Origin of the sequence: Myroides marinus, assembly GCF_900109075.1 — a bacterium.
Classification (GTDB): domain Bacteria; phylum Bacteroidota; class Bacteroidia; order Flavobacteriales; family Flavobacteriaceae; genus Flavobacterium; species Flavobacterium marinum_A.
In genome coordinates this window covers 26,927-43,499 of the sequence record NZ_FNYS01000027.1, presented here as the reverse complement: position 1 = coordinate 43,499, position 16,573 = coordinate 26,927, and the positions used below count along the sequence as shown (strand labels likewise).

At 30.8% G+C, this 16,573-nt stretch carries 16 protein-coding genes; 15 read left to right on the top strand and 1 reads right to left on the bottom strand.

From position 1 onward, the window contains the following. Positions 1–299 (bottom strand): transposase (locus tag BMX53_RS17250; protein ID WP_143061447.1); only part of this gene is annotated, 299 nt, incomplete at its 3' end. An 81-nt stretch (positions 300–380) separates the two neighbouring features. Between BMX53_RS17250 and BMX53_RS17245 the strand changes: the two genes are divergently transcribed. From BMX53_RS17245 to BMX53_RS17175, 15 genes are all read left to right on the top strand, one after another. Continuing rightward, positions 381–1,106, top strand: coding sequence for a hypothetical protein (locus tag BMX53_RS17245; protein WP_074748053.1), 726 nt, complete (start codon positions 381–383; stop codon positions 1,104–1,106). Between the two features lie 95 nt (positions 1,107–1,201). Then, a complete protein-coding gene (locus tag BMX53_RS17240; protein ID WP_074748050.1) occupies positions 1,202–2,392 on the top strand; it encodes a PDDEXK-like family protein in 1,191 nt (396 codons plus the stop codon). A 10-nt stretch (positions 2,393–2,402) separates the two neighbouring features. Then, complete coding sequence (locus BMX53_RS17235; protein WP_074748048.1) at positions 2,403–3,041, top strand: C39 family peptidase; 639 nt, start codon at positions 2,403–2,405, stop codon at positions 3,039–3,041. 117 nt (positions 3,042–3,158) lie between these two features. Beyond that, entirely contained in the window at positions 3,159–6,239 is a 3,081-nt protein-coding gene (locus tag BMX53_RS17230; protein ID WP_074748045.1) for a type I restriction endonuclease, read from the top strand. Position 6,240: 1 nt separating this feature from the next. Beyond that, the gene (locus BMX53_RS17225) at positions 6,241–7,341 is read left to right on the top strand and encodes a PD-(D/E)XK nuclease family protein (RefSeq protein ID WP_074748043.1); all 1,101 of its coding nucleotides are present in this window, start codon (positions 6,241–6,243) and stop codon (positions 7,339–7,341) included. Positions 7,342–7,344: 3 nt separating this feature from the next. Then, positions 7,345–8,961 carry an HsdM family class I SAM-dependent methyltransferase gene (locus BMX53_RS17220; RefSeq protein WP_074748040.1) on the top strand — a complete coding sequence of 539 codons (1,617 nt, stop codon included), beginning with the start codon at positions 7,345–7,347 and terminating at the stop codon, positions 8,959–8,961. Further along, on the top strand, positions 8,954–10,840 hold the full coding sequence (locus tag BMX53_RS17215; protein ID WP_074748037.1) for a restriction endonuclease subunit S: 1,887 nt from the start codon (positions 8,954–8,956) through the stop codon (positions 10,838–10,840). The genes BMX53_RS17220 and BMX53_RS17215 overlap by 8 nt, the downstream gene beginning before the upstream one ends. A 44-nt stretch (positions 10,841–10,884) precedes the next feature. Continuing rightward, positions 10,885–11,934 (top strand): pentapeptide repeat-containing protein, encoded by a 1,050-nt coding sequence (locus BMX53_RS17210; protein WP_074748034.1) that lies wholly within the window; start codon positions 10,885–10,887, stop codon positions 11,932–11,934. Then, on the top strand, positions 11,931–12,560 hold the full coding sequence (locus tag BMX53_RS17205) for a nucleotidyltransferase domain-containing protein (protein WP_074748031.1): 630 nt from the start codon (positions 11,931–11,933) through the stop codon (positions 12,558–12,560). The genes BMX53_RS17210 and BMX53_RS17205 overlap by 4 nt, the downstream gene beginning before the upstream one ends. After that, positions 12,544–12,828, top strand: a complete 285-nt coding sequence (locus tag BMX53_RS17200) for a hypothetical protein (RefSeq protein WP_074748028.1) — start codon at positions 12,544–12,546, stop codon at positions 12,826–12,828. Before BMX53_RS17205 ends, BMX53_RS17200 begins: the two co-directional genes overlap by 17 nt. 304 nt (positions 12,829–13,132) lie before the next feature. Beyond that, positions 13,133–13,996: a hypothetical protein gene (locus tag BMX53_RS17195; RefSeq protein ID WP_074748025.1), complete on the top strand. Its 864-nt coding sequence runs from the start codon at positions 13,133–13,135 to the stop codon at positions 13,994–13,996. A gap of 152 nt (positions 13,997–14,148) precedes the next feature. Next, the gene (locus tag BMX53_RS17190) at positions 14,149–14,550 is read left to right on the top strand and encodes a four helix bundle protein (RefSeq protein WP_074748022.1); all 402 of its coding nucleotides are present in this window, start codon (positions 14,149–14,151) and stop codon (positions 14,548–14,550) included. 132 nt (positions 14,551–14,682) lie between these two features. Continuing rightward, positions 14,683–14,964 carry a helix-turn-helix domain-containing protein gene (locus BMX53_RS17185; protein WP_074748019.1) on the top strand — a complete coding sequence of 94 codons (282 nt, stop codon included), beginning with the start codon at positions 14,683–14,685 and terminating at the stop codon, positions 14,962–14,964. A gap of 7 nt (positions 14,965–14,971) precedes the next feature. Then, positions 14,972–16,216 carry a type II toxin-antitoxin system HipA family toxin gene (locus BMX53_RS17180; RefSeq protein WP_317040038.1) on the top strand — a complete coding sequence of 415 codons (1,245 nt, stop codon included), beginning with the start codon at positions 14,972–14,974 and terminating at the stop codon, positions 16,214–16,216. A gap of 10 nt (positions 16,217–16,226) precedes the next feature. Continuing rightward, complete coding sequence (locus BMX53_RS17175; RefSeq protein WP_074748013.1) at positions 16,227–16,568, top strand: DUF3024 domain-containing protein; 342 nt, start codon at positions 16,227–16,229, stop codon at positions 16,566–16,568. Positions 16,569–16,573 lie beyond the last annotated feature (5 nt).

Sequence of the window (16,573 nt, the reverse complement as noted above, 5' to 3'; positions counted from 1 at the left end):
CCCATTTGAATACTTGAGATACTTTTTGTAGAAGTTGTCATTTCAAACACAATCATAAATGCTTTTTGCAAACCAAATTTGACTTTGTGAAATAAGGTATTAGCCGTTGAACTCTCAACATGTTCACAATTATAACAATAGTATGAATGATTAGTTTTTAAACAACCTTTTTGGTGACCACATTTTACACATGTAAAACCGTTTGACCACTTTATTTTGCTTAAATAAGCTTTACAAGATTCGTCATCTGGTAGTTCTTTTACTAAGTTCAGAAGGTTTTGACCCTTAAAAATTTCCATACTATTGATTTTAAGATACTAAAATACGGAAGTTAATTTAATAACTCAAAAGAAGTATAATTGATTTAGAATACAACTGATATGAAGTATTTTTTTAATGATTTATTTGAGAAAATTAATAGATTTTCTCATAAAATTGATAGTAGAGCACTTTTAGAACACCAGCATTGGGTTGTGATGAATGAGATAGAGGAGGTAAAGAAAGTTTTTATTTTCAGACCTAATAATGAGTTGTTAGTATCATCTAATGGGAAAGTACAATTATGTAAATGGGATTATTTAGGTTATAACTCTATTTTGTTAAGTATAAATGATGAACATTTTTTATACAAGAATGAGTTTTTTGATGAAGATGTTCTTGCTCTGCGTTTAGATGGTCAGGAAATACCTTTTTTGTTGTTAAACGAAACAAGGTATGGTCAGGATATAGGGAATATGGATAGAGTATTAGAATTCTTGCAGACAAAATATGCTCCTAAAAAAACAGTAGTTGAGAAGAGAGAACCTATAAAAGATGTATTTATTGAAGAAAAAGAAATACCTAAAGATTATGCAGATGATTATTATCTTGACCCAGTTGCTCGTGCTAATGTAGATATTATAAAAGAAGATTTATTAAAATTATTTCGATACAGGTATAATTATGTCAAGCAAGGGGTAGTGGTTTATCAATATTTAAACGCAATGTATTCTATAAGTTATGGAGATCGAGTATTTGATGTATTAGGTAATCCTTTTACAGGTAAATTGAGGGTAAATTGGATTACTTCATACAATGTGGAGAATGGCATAGTTAGATCTGTTTAGTAAGAATATAAAACCGAGGTATTACTTCGGTTTTTTTGTATATAGATAATGATGAAGTTTACTGTACTTTTAGGAACTATTAAAAAAGAAGAATTATGAATAGTGTTGTTCAGTTTTATGAAGATGTAATCACGTTAATTGAATATAATACAAGAAGTAATAATCAACAAGGAGAAGATTTTAATTTAGTTTCATTGCTTGGGATGGAAAGTGATGAGGTTAGAACACATTCTAGGATTATTGCTGATTTATTAAACCCAAAAGGGAGTCATGGACAAGGCAGTGTTTTTTTACAACTTTTTGTAGAACAATTAAACAATAATAAAAAGAATACAGGTGCTTTTGATATAGGTGTTTTCGATTTTAAATCAGCGTATATAGAGGTGGAGCACTACGCTGGTTTAGTTACGAATACTATGGGTGGAAGAATAGATATCTTTATCAAAGATAAGATGGATAATGTTCTTTTGATAGAGAATAAAATTTATGCTGAGGAGACAACAAATCAGATGGAACGTTATCGAGGCAGTTTTCCTAAAGCATATATTGTTTACTTAAGTTTATTTACTGAGGAGTCAGATAAAAATAAAGATATTGTAGACAGTTTTATAACTTATGAGAAAGATATATTAAAATGGCTAAATCTATGTAGAAAGGAAAGTATTGATCTGCCTATATTACGTGAAGGAATTGCTCAATATGCTCATTTGATTAAGAAATTAACCTCTCAAAGAAATACTGATATTATGGATGAAAAAATTATTGATAGAATAACAAGAGACAATGTCTCATTAGAAAATTATTACGAGTTATTAAGCTATAGAGAGGCTGTTTCAAATAGAATTCACAAGCGATTTATACAAGAACTAAAGGATGAATTAAACAAGCTTTCTTTGAATTATGATGACATTTCATTAAATGAGATGTATAAGAGATACAATGGATTTACAATTTATACACCTGAAATGAAAGAAAAAAACCTAGGTGTGTTTTTTGAATTTGGTAGGAATGGGCTAGTAGATTTTTATTTAGGAGTAGGGTATTTTAATAATTTAGAAGAAGCAAAAGAGTATTCTCAAGAGGTTGTCGTACAAATAAATGCTATAGGATACAATTATGATAAAGGTAATGTAGGATGGTTGTGTAGTAAGTGTTTTGATATATTATGTAATTGGAATACACCAGAATGTTTAATAGCAATGAGTAATGGTGAAGCTATAATTGAGTTTAAGAAGGAAGTAACTATTTTAAAGGAGTTTATTGAACAAATTTTGCTAAAATCATAAACTGACTATCATGAAAAAAATTAAAGTTATTGATAGTTTGTATCTGTCTGAAAATGGTGTGTATACAAAGTATAAAAGCAATGGAAAGGCACATGATTTTTTCATTAAACAAGGAGATTTAGATGGAGCCTGCGCTCCTTATTCAGTAAGCATGATTTTAATGCTTCTAGGAATTATTAAAAGAAACGAGATAGGGATACGTCAACTTAGAGATAAGAGAACTCGATTAGGAAAACTGATGAGTTTGTTTTTAGATGAGAAAGGATTAGTGTTAGATGGGTACGATTATAAAGCCCTTCATCATGAATTGCAGGGGATTAAAAACTTGGTAAAAACTACTTATTATAAGGGGGATAACGAAGCTTTTTTTGAGGACTTAAAACAAAAAGTGGCTAACAATTTTCCTTTGTTGATGAGTTTAGAATATAGTGGTGGAGCCCATGCTTTGGTAGCAGTGGGGTATGAGTATGATTTAGATGGAGATATTACTAAAGTACTTTGTTTAGATCCAGGTTTTGAGAAACCATTGTTTACATATTGGAATTCTGTTATAGATGTAGAGACAGTGTATACTGGTAAGTATAAATATAAGTGGTTAAACAGTAATAGTTATGTAGATATAGATGACTATATCTGTTTTGAAAGATGATTGACTTCTAAAGTTTTGGGTTCTATATTCCCTCAATAATTCGCATTGTTTACGGGAATCCTCTTGTGCAATAGGTGTGAGGGTGGTATATTTACTTTTTATATCAAGAAAATTGTAATGGGGTACAATCCTTTTAATGAAGATACACGTGTAAAGATTCCTGCTATATGGCATTTAATGCGATTAGGATATCAATATATTCCTTCAAATGAACAACATAGAAATGAAGCAAATAATATTTTTACAGAAATATTTGTTTCTAAGATTACAGAGATAAATAATATTACAGATGAAGAAGCACTTCGCATATTAGATGAGATAAATCTTGAGTTAGATTATGAAGATTTGGGAAAGAAATTTTTTGAACGACTAACAGCTACTTCAGGTATCAAGTTGATTGATTTTGATAATTTCAATAATAATAGTTTTCACGTTACCACTGAATTGACATGTACGTCAGCTGAGGAAGAATTTCGTCCAGATATTACTGTGTTAATTAATGGAATGCCTTTAGCCTTTATAGAAGTTAAAAAGCCACATAATAAAGAAGGGATTATATCAGAACGCAAAAGAATGGGAGTGCGTTTTGGTAAGAAGTATTTTAGACGTTTTGCTAATATTACCCAACTGATGGTGTTCTCTAATAATATGAAGTACGAAGAAGGAGTAGTAGATCCGGTATATGGTGCCTATTATGCTACTTCATCTTATGGGCAGTTTAGCTTTAATTTCTTTAGAGAGGATCCTGATTATCCTGTTAAACAACGTCTTTTAGATTTAGATGATACTACTGAGAGTATGTTGCTAAAAGATAATAATAAGTCTGTTATTAAGCACAGTCCTGAGTATATAACTAATAAAAGTGAGAACACTTCTACCAATAGTATCTTAACTTCTTTGTTTGCTAAAGAACGTTTAGGTTTTATATTACAATTTGCTATTACTTATGTCGAAGAACTGAGTGGAGGTAAGATAGATAGACAAAAACACATTATGCGTTATCCACAAATGTTCGCTACACAGGCGATAGCTTCTAAGTTAGATAATGGACAACAGAAGGGGATAATATGGCATACGCAAGGGTCTGGAAAAACAGCCTTAGCTTATTATAATGTAAAATATCTAACACATTATTATGCTAAAAAAGGGATTATACCTAAGTTCTACTTTATCGTTGACCGATTAGATTTATTGATTCAAGCTTCTACAGAATTTTCGAATAGAGGATTGCGAGTAAATGCAATCAATTCAAAGCAAGATTTTGTAAGAGATATGCAACTTATCGGAGCTATTAATAACGACAGTGGGGAACCTGAGATTACAGTAGTCAATATTCAGAAGTTTAGTGAGGATGCTACTGCAATTCACTCGAAGGATTATGATATTGATGTACAGAGAGTTTTCTTTTTAGATGAAGCGCATAGGTCCTATAATCCTAAAGGTAATTTCTTAGCTAATCTGATGAATTCAGATAGAAAAGCTGTAATTATAGCACTTACAGGAACTCCATTATTAAAAGAGGTGGCTAAGGATTACGATTCTAAGATGTTGTTTGGGAATTATATCCATAAGTATTATTATAATATGTCTATTGCAGATGGTTATACTTTGCGATTGATACGTGAACAGATAGAAGGAAACTTCAAGATGGAGATGAAGGAGGTAATGGATCAAATCAAGGTGTTACAAGGGGATATTTCTGCACGTAAGATATATGCACATCCCAAGTTTGCGGCTCCTCTGTTAGACTATATTACAAAGGATCTGATTAAGTTTAGAAGAGATAATCAAGATACTACTTTAGGAGGAATGGTTGTTTGTGATTCTGCAGATCAAGCTAAGGAGTTGTTTAGATTATTTCAAGAGAAATACGGTGTGCAGGAGACTGATGCAAGTCTGTTTATGGCAGCTGAACCTAAGAGTGTGTATGGCAAAGAAGAACCAGTACTGACTGCTTCTCTTATATTACATGATGAGAATGATAAGGCAATCAGGAAAGAATTAATCTCTGCGTATAAGAAGGCTAAGATTGATATTCTATTTGTTTATAATATGCTTTTGACAGGCTTTGATGCTAAGCGATTAAAGAAACTGTATTTGGCAAGAGTAGTACAAGACCACAACCTGTTACAGACTTTAACTCGTGTCAATAGACCTTATGGAAATTACCGATATGGTTACGTAGTTGACTTTGCGGATATATCTAAAGCTTTTGATCGTACTAATAAATTGTATTTTGATGAACTACAAGAGCAATTAGGAGATGAGATGGAGATGTACTCTTATCTATTCAAAACAGAAGAAGAGATAGAACAGGAAATAAAAGAGATAAAAGAAACACTGTTTCATTATGATACTCAGAATAGGGAGATATTCTCACAGCAGATTGAACAGATAAATGATAAGAAGGTAGTAACTAAATTGATAAATGCTTTGCGATTAGCAAAGGAGTTAAAGAATATAATAGCTGTTAACAATTATGAAGCTTTAGATGGTATAGCTGATTTTGATATATGGAATGGATTATTGATTGAGGCTCAAGGACGCTTAGATAATTTAAACTTTGTAGAGAGTATTGGTAATGAAGATGTTTCTAAGAATCTATTGAATACGGCATTAGAGGATATTGTATTTCAATTTATAAAAGTTGATGAGAGCGAATTAGTTCTGGCTGATGCATTTAAAGACATTTTACGTCAAACAAGAGAGTCTTTGCAAAATAATTTTGATCAGAATGATCCTCAGTTTGTATCTTTGCGCGAGGAGTTGGAGCGTATTTTTAAGAAGAAGAATCTAAGTGAGACTACACAAGAAGATATGGTAGAACATATGCATCTACTACGTGGTATCTATGATAAAGCAAAGGAACTAAATAGAAAAAATGCTTTGATTAAAGCTAAGTATGAGAATGATGATAAGTATGCTCGTATTCATAAGCGATTGACAGAAAAGAAGACTTTAAATGCTAAAGAATTGCAGTTACACAATGCTTTAATGCAGGTAAAGTGGCAGGTGGATGAAAAGTTAGAACATCAAGAAGATATCATTAACAACGAAGCTTTCTTTAAGAAATATATGATGCAGGTAGTTATTGCTGAGTTTAAAAAGAAGGAAAACATTCCATTAGATTATGATACTACAGAAAGTATCAATCACCTGATAGTAAACGAATATTTACTACAGTATCAAAATAGATAATATGACACAAGATATAAATACACCCAATATTTTTGATTATGCAACCAAGGAGTTGTCACAAGATGCTTTTCTATGTTGGATATTAAGTTTTGCAAAACCTGAGTATAAAATAGATCATAAGAATCTACATTTATTGGCTCTAGATTGTTTTGATCAATTATTAGATTTTAAAGAACCAATAACTACACTTGTAATTAAAACACAAGTAAAGAGTATTGATATATGGATAGAAATAAATGGTAGTCATCTAATTATCATAGAGGATAAAACTTTTAGTACTTTAGGTAACGATCAATTAGAGAGATACTATAAGGTTGCTGAAAAAGAAATTCAAAAATTGGGTTTTAAATCGTTAAACTGTGTTTATTTTAAATCAGGGATAGAATCAGAGAATGTTTTTAAGAACAGTGAATTTAGTAAATTTTGGACAAGTAAGAATCTTAAAGATTTAATGCAAATCTTTAAGAAGTATTCTACTAAGATAGAGCATCCTTTTTTTAGAGATTTTTATCTTAGATCATTTGAACGTTTAAGAAGACAAGCAGAGTTCTATAAGTATATTAAACAAGATACGATAGATGTTGATACAGATGTGTTAGAAGCTTTCTACAAGAAATTAGAAGAAGATAGTGTTTTTACAAATTGGAAGTATAATGATCAACGTGGTACTCGTGCTTATTATGCTAATGATTATGAATATTGCGGAGTATTACCCTACGTCTATATTCAATTAGATCGTTTAGAATTAAAATTAAAGATAGATTTAGGGGAACTAAGAGAAGAAAGAGGTAAAACATATAAAAAGTTTCAAGAGAAATTAAGAAGTAAAGATATCAAATCAATTTTCAATAAAGTGTATGACTTGTTTGTCGAGGATCAAACATTGAAGACTTGCTTACTAAAGCAAGGTAGAATATCTGTTCATAATTTTATGATATTATCTAAATTTGAGAGAACAGCATGGATGGCTTTTAATGAGCAAGGGGAGTTGGATTACGATACAACTAAAGCGAAATTCTTACAATTAAGAGAGCAAGTAGAGAATAGAAGAATAGAAGTACAAGAGCAAATAGAAGATGTTGCTAATAAAGTATTGAGATAAACGATGACACAAGATATAACATTCATAACGAAGACAAAATCATTAATCGACAACCTAAAGAGCGTATGTGCTAATTACGGTTTAGGAAATGATGGAAATGAATTTAAGATTATTACCCAAGTATTTTTATATAAGTTCTTAAATGATAAGTTTCGTTATGAAGTAAAGAAGGAAATGCCAGAAATGGCAAGTGCAAAGGATTTTTCGGAAGCGTTAGAAGCATTAGGGAAAGATGATTATAAGTTTATGTTAGCGAGTTTGGATGCTAATATACCACACTTACAACCAGAGCATTTGATTTCTCATTTGTTTAAAAGACAAAATGACGGTGATTTTGCTAAGACTTTTGACGATACTCTTCGTCAGATTTCGATTGATAATGCAGAGGTATTTTCTATTAAATCTTTTTCAGGTGCAAAAGATACACTGTTTGACGAATTAACACAGTTTATATCAGATGCTTCTCAACGAGATGCTTTTGCAAAAGCGTTGATTAATAAATTATTTGAGTTTAGTTTTGAAGAGATGTTTGAACAGAAGTATGACTTCTTCGCTACTATTTTCGAATACTTGATTAAAGACTATAACACAGATTCGGGAGGGAAGTATGCAGAGTATTATACTCCTCATGCAGTAGCTCGTATTATGGCGGATATCTTAGTACCAGAACCTGTAAAAGGAGTGAAGTGCTATGATCCATCTGCAGGATCGGGAACGTTATTAATGAGTATAGCACATCAGATAGGAGAAGAGAACTGTACCATATATTCTGAGGATATCTCTCAGAAATCGAGTAATATGTTGCGTCTGAACCTTGTGTTAAACAACTTAACGCATTCTATTCCAAATATTATAAAAACGAATACAATTGCTCAACCTTCTTACTTAGATCAAAAGTTTGACTATATAGTATCAAATCCTCCATTCAAGTTAGATTTTAGTGATTTTCATGGAGACTTAGATAAAGATGTATTTAAGGAGCGTTTTTTCGCGGGAATACCTAATATACCTAAGAGTAAGAAAGAATCAATGGCTATCTATTTGCTGTTTATTCAACATATTATGCATAGTCTAAAAGATACAGGTAAAGCGGCTATTGTATTGCCTACAGGTTTTATAACAGCTCAGAGTGGTATAGAGAAGAAGATACGCGAACGCCTGATAGAGAATGGATGGCTGCGTGGAGTGGTGAGTATGCCAAGTAATATATTTGCCAGTACAGGGACTAACGTATCTGTGCTATTTATAGATAAGCAAGCAGATAGTGAACATATCATCTTAATGGATGCTTCTAAGTTAGGAGAAACAATAAAAGATGGTAAGAATCAACGTACAGTACTAACTCTAGCTGAAGAAGCGAAAATTACAGATACGTTTAATAGTAAAACTGTTGTAGAAGATCTATCTGTAGTGGTAACTAAAGAGGAGATAAAAGCAAAGAATTATTCTTTCTCTGCTGGGCAGTACTTCGAGGTGAAGATAGAGTATGTAGATATTACTGCAGATGAGTTTGCAGAGAAGATGAATGGCTTTGAAGATCGTTTAGCTACATTATTTAAACAAGGAAATGAATTAGATACTGAAATTCAGAAACAATTAAAAGGATTGAAGTATGAGTAAAATTAAGTTGAGATCAGTATTGTCGTATTCTAAAGATAAGATGTCTTATAAAGAACTTAATATTGAAACATATATTTCTACTGATAATCTTTTACAAAATAAACAAGGAGTAGATATAATACATCAATTGCCAAGTTCAGAGACTAATACTTCTAAGTATGTTAAAGGAAATATCTTAGTATCTAATATTAGACCATATTTAAAAAAAATATATTATGCTAGACAAGAAGGAGGTGTGTCTGCTGATGTTTTGAATTTTAAAGTAAACGCCTTGTATGATTCTAGATTTATTTATTATAATTTGTTTCAAGATTCTTTTTTTGATTATATGATGGCTGGTTCTAAAGGGACAAAAATGCCTAGGGGAGATAAAAATCAAATATTAGATTTTGAGATATCTAATTTTGATTTAAACACTCAACAAAAAATAGCTTCTGTATTATCAGCTTTAGATGATAAAATAGATTTAAACAATAAGATTAATGTGGAGTTGGAGCAGATGGCGAAGACGTTATATGATTATTGGTTTGTGCAGTTTGATTTTCCTAATGAAGAAGGTAAACCTTATAAATCGTCTGGAGGCAAGATGTTGTATAATGAGGTATTGAAGAGAGAAATACCTGAAGGATGGGAGGTGAAGAGATTTGGAGATTTAGTAGACTTAGTTCGTGGTGTAAGTTATGGTAAAGATGATATTCAAAAATCATCTACAACTGAATCTATTCCAATTTTAAGGGCAACTAATATTACAGGAAATAAAATTGATATTGATAATCCTATTTTAGTCTCAAAAAAGATGGTTTCATATGATCAAATTCTAAATGTATTTGATATACTTATAACAATGTCAAGTGGAAGCATTGATCATATTGGGAAAAATGGACTCTTTTTATTAGATAAAGTAGTATCATTTGGAGCATTTTGCGCTAAGATAGTTGCTAAAAATAATTTAAAATATTATATATATGAATATATGCAGTCTGAGTTTGTTTCTAATACAATTAGAAATGAATGTTTAGGAACTAATATTAATAATTTGAATTCTTCAATGATTAATAATTTTAGAATTATTAAGCCAGATTTAAATCATGTAGAGCAATTTAATTCAAAAGTAAATCCAATTTATTGCAAAATTCAAAATAACTTAAAACAAAACCAAGAGTTAGCTGAGTTACGTGATTGGTTATTGCCAATGTTAATGAATGGACAGGTAAGTGTGGGGGATGTGGTAGATCAAAAGGTGAGTACTGTTAAAAGTGATGGACGTATTAGAGATTTATTTGGTGATGAGGAGTATTTACGAAGAAAAGCACTTGCAGTTTATATTGTTAATCAATCGTTAGGAGATAAATCTTTCGGAAAAACTAAGTTTATGAAGTTACTGCATTTAGTGGAGTATCATATAGTACAGGGTAGTTTAGAGCAGGCTTATTATAAGCATGCCGCAGGACCTTATGATGGTGCTTTTGCAACTAAGTTCTGGAATGAGGTTATTGAGGATAAATGGTATAGAATTGAAGAATTAGGAAGCTTAAATCATATTATTTCAGGTGTGAATCATTATGACACTAAGGATTATACAAGTTTTATAGAGGATAATCTAAGAGAGCAGATAAGAGCATTTATTCATATTTTTAAGGATTGTAATTATGAACAACCAGAAATTGTTTCTACTTTATATGCTGTATGGAACAATAGAATAATCCAAAAAGAGATGATTACTGATGCTTTATTGAAACAAGACTTTTTGGCTTGGGATGAACAGAAGGAAAAATATGAAGATAAATTAGATAAAGCTTTAGTATGGATGCGCAGTAATAAGATTGTTCCTACAGGATGGGGAAAAGTGATTAAAGCTAGTAAGAGTAGGAGAGGGTAATTTTTACGTTTTTATATTTTTGAATTAACTTAACTTTAGTTTTTATGAATGATGACGAAATAGAAAAAATAGCAGATTTAGTTATAAAGAAAAGCAAAGAGGCAGAATCTATTAATAAAGAAAATAATAGATTACAGTCTTTATACTTAATTCCTAAGAGTGAGAAGAAATCTAAAGAAGAAAATGAAAATGAAATTGAAAATGAGAAGAGAAAGCTTAGAAAAGCTGACGAATGTTTAATTTCTTCAGGAAGAATTGAAAAAAAAGATATTAAGTTCTCAACTAAGAATACTGAATTTGTTGAAGGAAAGAAATATCATTATATAGAAGATATAAAGTATGATAATTACCTATTTGTAAGAGGTATAGCTACAGATTTTATATTCAGGAATATAGATTTTTCGAAAACAATTTTTGATAGTTGTTATTTTAAAGATTGTCGTTTTATTAATTGTAAATTTGAAGGAGCTAAATTTATGAATTCTAATTTACAAGGATCTTATTACCGGGAATGTAATTTTGATTATGTGCTTTTTGAAAAAACTTTTGTAGACTTTGAGATTTTTGAATGTGCTCCTAAATGGGATAATTTAAGATTTAGATTCGCACGTTCTTTGAAGCTTAATTATGCTTCTTTAGGGGATTATATAAAAGCTTCTAAAGCTGTTGCTATTGAATTAGAAGCAACCTTAAGTCATTTGAAATCAAGTTGGTTGTCAGGTGAACAGCATTATGTAAAGAAATATGGAGGATTAAAAGGGCGTGGCGAGCAAGGATTAAAATGGATTAAAGTATTTCTTCTAGATTTTGTATGGGGAAATGGAGAGAGTCTAAGAAGGCTGATTAGATTAAATTTAATACTTTTTTTTGTTTTAACTATCTATCATTATTATGAAGTAACAACAGCAAAATTTTCTGATTTTTTAGATATCTTTTTGATAAAAATTCCAGCAAATTATTTTAATATAAAATTAAAAAACCCATGTTTTTTTGACTACTATCCAACGGGTTTAAGTTTGTTTTTGGTAATTAGTAGGCTAGTTTGCTTCGGATTACTAATGTCTATAATAATTAAAAAATATAATAGACGATGAAGAATATATATATATTTGGATCAGTAGTAAGAGGTGAGATTGATCAATACTCAGATGTTGACTTGTTGCTGATTAGTGATGAAAATATGCAAGATATAGATCCTAATAAATACTCATTGTATACTCCAAGTAGAATAGAAGAAATGTTTAAGGAAGGTAATCCTTTTGCTTGGCATTTATATTATGAGTCTAAGTTGGTATATTCATCAGGAGAGGATTTTTTACTTAGTTTAGGGAAGCCGTCTAAGTATAGTGCTTGTAAAGCTGATTTGATAAAGTTCAAGAAGTTATTTGATGAGAGTGTAGATTCGATGAGAAGTAACGAGTATTCTATTGTTTTTGATTTAGCAATGATATTCTTGGCAATACGTAATTTCTCAACTTGTTATACTTTAGGGTGTTATGAACGACCAATTTTTAGTAGACAATCTTTTGAGAAGTTAACAGATTATCCTCTGATATTGGATAGTAGGATTAAAGAGATGTTAATGATGTCAAGAATTAGTTCAACAAGAGGAATTAATTATTATATTAGTAGTGAGACATTATCTTTATTTGAAAAAGAAATAGAGAAAATAGATAAGTGGTTCAATGAAATTTTAGAAAGTTATGAAAGCAGAGTTTAACAGTAGAGTTGATTTACAAAGAGAGGTTATTAAGATTATTAATAAACGATCTTTTAGACATCAGTTGACTGGTTTATCAAGACCTGCAATTGATAGTTGGTGTATGAATAATAATATTTCAGAAGGAATGTTAAGAGATAATTTGGTTACTATTGCAGAGAAACTATTCTTTATTGCAAATAAGAGTCAAGATCATATAACAGAAGAGTATAAGGACTTACAGTTAAGTGTTCGAAAGAATATAGAAAGACTGAAAGAATTGGTATAATGAAAAGAGAGTCTGTATAAGGACTCTCTTTTAGTTTATAAGAATGAGTAGATAATGGATTTACAGAAGAGTATAGAGAATAAAAAAGAAGAGATAAACGAACTGATTAAAAAGTATAAAGTGAATATTTTTATCTTTGCACAACTAAAGTAAGAGAGCAATTTGATGATATTCAGGATTGTTTGCCTGATTTTTATAAACTGACTATAGAAGAAGAAGAGAAGCTGTATAGCTTTTTGTTTGCAGAAGAAAGATTAAAGGAGGTATTTAGTACATTGTGTTTTATATTAAATGATATTAGAAAATGAAAACGTTTTATACATTGTTAAAAGTAAGAGTCAATCAGCTATCTGAGGATAGTCTGACTGTGGGGCTTATTTTGTATAATGATTTGAATTTTCAAGTAGGATTTTCAAAACACAAAATAAGTGCAGCTAAGTCTCTTTTAGATATTGATGGTCGTTTGTTAGATTTGACTATAAAGGAAATACATTCAAAATTACTTAACTCTAATCAAGATTTAGAGAAGTATAGATATTCTTTGGTAGAAGTGGGAAATCAGTTTAATGAGAGTTATTTTGAGTACTTAGCGAAGTATTCCAATGGGTATTTAATGTTCTCTCAACCAAAGTATATTGAAGTAAAGAATGATGAGGTTAATTTTAAGCAACTTTTTAAACTCTTTGTAGATAACACAGTCGAGACAACTGAAGTAATAGAAGATGAAAAGAGATTGCTTGAAAAAGAGTTTATACAACGTGTAGAAGATAATCTTATCGCTAAAGTAGTAGATAGAGTACATACACATTATAAATTTGACAATAATTCTATACCTACTTTACTGTCTTCATTTGATTTGGATTGTGTTGGTCAGAATGGGGTATTGGTAGGAGCTAAGGCAATGTCTTTTACTCATTCTAAAGAGAAGTTACACAAAGGACTAAATACTTATATCAGTGTGATAGCCCATCTGTCTACAAAATATAAGAAGTCGTTGGAAAAGAATGATTTTTATTTGATAGTTGACGAACCTAAACAAGGAACAGCTGAGCATGTGTTATGGAGCCAGCTTAGAAAATCAGAGGATATTCTTAAGGTAATTCCGTCAGAAGAGGCATCAATAGTAGCAGATAAGATTAAAGATAAAAAAGCGTCTGTATTTATATAGAACAATATAGAGAAAGCCCATCTGAGTGAATACTCAGATGGGCTTTTTTTAGATATAGTATATTAACTCTCACCTAACAATTTGTTCATATTAAAAAGGCTAACTTGGTATTGTTATGGATGTAATGATGAAGAATTTAAAAACTATTCATTATGTTAAAAGTAAAACCACATCAAGAATTAGAAGCTTGGAAAGAAGCGATGAATTTAGCTACTTCTATTTATCAAGTAGTCAACGTTGACCCAGAAACAGGGTATTCAGATTTAGCAGAGAAGATAAGAAGTGTTGCATTGGCGATTCCATTAAAAATAGAGGCTTATGTTTATGATGATGGTACGTGTGATAACACTTTAAGTGACGTTATTAGTGAGTGTCAAGTTTTAGATACTTGTTTAATTCTTGGGCAAAGAATAGGGTTGTTATCAGAAAGAGATTTTGAAACTTTAATGAATAAATTAAATGTTGTAGAGGATCTTATTCTTAAGAAGATAAAAGAGAATCAAGAAAAATTGGAGAAGTATATTTCTACATTTATAGACGGAGAAGAAGAATAAGATAATATAAAGCCCATCACCTGATGGGCTTTGTTGTTTTAAAACAATTATTATGATAATATAAAATTCTTTTAAATGTCCGTTATTTCATACATAATTATTATATTTGTTTGAAATAACGGACATTTTATCATGAAGAAACAAGTTGTACTACCTAAATATATATCTTTATTAGAGAAAATGGGAGAGAATATCAAGCTTGCTCGTAAGCGAAGAAAGTTGACCGCGATACAAGTAGCTGAGCGAGCTGGGATAGCACGTTCTACTTTGCATTTAATCGAAAAAGGTGATGCCAGTGTGGCTATGGGAGCTTATTTTAATGTGTTGAGAGTATTGGGATTACAAGATGATTTTTTGAAATTAGCAGAGGATGATGTATTTGGTAGAAAGTTACAGGATTTAGAATTGTTGTAATATAGCTATGGATAAGACAGATATTTATATATATGCAGACTGGGTAGGAATGCTTGAGTCTGAGTTGATCGGTGTGTTATCCGCTCATCAAGCGAAAGGACGTAAAGCTTTTAGTTTTGAGTATGATAGAGCTTGGTTAATGTCAAAGGGACATTTATTGATAGATCCCGATATTCAGTTTTATACAGGAAAGCAATTTTCAAATAAAACAGAGAACTTTGGTGCTTTTTTAGACAGTATGCCAGATACTTGGGGACGTACACTAATGAAACGCAGAGAAGCACAACGAGCAAAGGAGAGCGGTGAGAAAGCAAAAACATTATATGATATTGATTATCTGTTAGGTGTATATGATGAAACAAGAATGGGAGCATTGCGTTTCAAATTAAATAAAGATGGAGAATTCTTAGATAATGATAGTAAACAATCTACACCTCCATGGTCAACTGTAAGAGAAATACAACAGGCAGTAGTAGACTATGAGAATGACGTAAGTAATGATGTGCTAAATCATTGGCTAAAAGTATTAATCACACCAGGATCTTCTTTGGGAGGAGCGAGACCAAAGGCTAATGTTTTAGATGATAAGAAAGATTTGTGGATAGCTAAGTTTCCTTCTAAGAATGATACTATTGATAAAGGAGCATGGGAGTTCTTGACTTATCAATTAGCTAAAAAAGCTGGAATCAATATGGCTGAGTGTAGGATAGAAAAGATTAGTGGAGCATATCATACATTTTTTACAAAGAGATTTGATCGTGTAGGAAAAAATCGGATTCATTTTATTTCAGCAATGACACTAACAGGGAATAATGAAAGCACACTCAAAGAAAATGTTGTAAGCTATTTGGATATTGTAGAGTGTATTCAGAATTATGGTTTTGATATCAATAAAAATCTTGAAGAACTTTGGCGAAGAATGGTGTTTAATATAGCTATTTCTAATACTGATGATCATTTGAGAAATCACGGTTTTTTATTGACTAAAGAGGGCTGGGTATTATCTCCTGCATATGATCTTAATCCTTCGATAGACAAAGATGGATTATCATTAAATATTGATATGGATAACAATGCTCTGGATTTTGAGTTAGCGAAGAGTGTTGGTGAATATTTTAGGTTAAATGATAAACAAATGACTATTATTATAGAAGAAGTAATTCAAGCTGTTAGTCAATGGAGGGTAATGGCTGATAGTATTGGAATTTCAAGAGGAGAACAAGAAGTAATGCAAGCTGCATTTTATATTTAAAAAAGGTTCTATGGGAAAGATAGTAGATTTTGATGAGGAACGTATAAAACAATTTGTGGAATCGTTGCGATCTGATGATCCTGAAATCAGAAAGAAGTTAGATAACGATTTTGATAAAGATGGAAATAGCTATATATTGGTAGAAGTAAGACCTGATTGGATGGATCCGAGTATTATTCGAAGACACCCTTTCGCTAAGTTTAAGTTCATTGGGACACAGAAAATTTGGAAATTGTATTGGTTAAGAGCGAATGGAAAATGGCAATTATATGATCCTTTGTTAGAAGTTAAAGATTTAGATCAAATATTTGAAGAGATAAGAAAAGATCCTTATGGGTGTTTTTTTGGTTAGTAATA